Annotated in this window: 1 protein-coding gene and 1 pseudogene; both read left to right on the forward strand. The window is 39.3% G+C overall.

Going from position 1 to position 921, the window contains the following annotated elements:
• Positions 1-152: 152 nt before the first annotated feature.
• Positions 153-557: a hypothetical protein gene (locus ACFIJZ_RS09915; RefSeq protein ID WP_375631993.1), complete on the forward strand. Its 405-nt coding sequence runs from the start codon at positions 153-155 to the stop codon at positions 555-557.
• Positions 558-736: 179 nt separating this feature from the next.
• A pseudogene (locus tag ACFIJZ_RS09920) lies at positions 737-921 on the forward strand (hypothetical protein); the annotation flags it as partial.

A 921-nucleotide genomic window follows, 5' to 3' on the forward strand; every position in this document is an offset into this window, starting at 1 on the left:
GCTGGCAGTAACGTTTGGACAGAATGGTTGAGAGTGGCTACAAATCCCATAAGTTCCCATACTTGCCTTGGAGATGCAGGTTATAAATGTAGATATGATTATGGTTCATCTCATCGTGAACAATTTCCTTTAAGTAAATCATGGAGTAAAAAATGAAACACATCGTAAAATTATTAAGTGCTGTAACTTTGTTAAGTATAGCTGGATGTCAGTTTAATAAACCTCCTTCAGGATATTTGACTGCTTGGGAAAAATCAGGAGCAGATTTTACAGAGATAGGAAAAGGCTTGTTAGAATGTGGCATGCCAACCCCTTATGATAAGGATCCAGAAAGCAGCAAGCTCAGTAATAATGCAATAGCAACAATTCATGCTTGTATGGTTCAATCAGGATTCCGCTATAAAGATGAAAGGGGGGGGGGATGGTGTGTAAACCATAAAGCCGAAAACTTGCCCATTTGTCGTCCAGGTGCTGTGATCCCGAGGCCCAGTGTCAAGAAGCGCTTGAACAGCCCTTTTTGTAAAAAATATAAAAATGCACCTGAATGCAAACCTTAAGTTTTGCAGCTAGTGATGATCAACAATCCGCTATCCTTGCCTTCGCTTGGAATGGCGGGATTGTTTTCTCAATCTAACATCTCAATATTGTTCACCGTTGTTTTAAGCAGCGGTGACAGGAAATATCAACAAGCTTCCGAGCTGTTTATTGTAAATAAATCCATTGAAAGAGGGGAATAATGAAGAAAATCTTAAAACTATTGAGTTGCATAGCTCTCTTAAATACAGCTGGATGTGTTAACCAACCTCCTCCATCAACTTTAGCATTATGGGAAAAACCAGGTGTTGATAAAGCGATGATCCAACAATCCTTATCAAAATGTGGCTGGAAACCGGTTTATGCTTCTTCTAGTGATATGAATTC

The organism is Bartonella sp. CL70QHWL, assembly GCF_042194855.1.
GTDB lineage: Bacteria > Pseudomonadota > Alphaproteobacteria > Rhizobiales > Rhizobiaceae > Bartonella.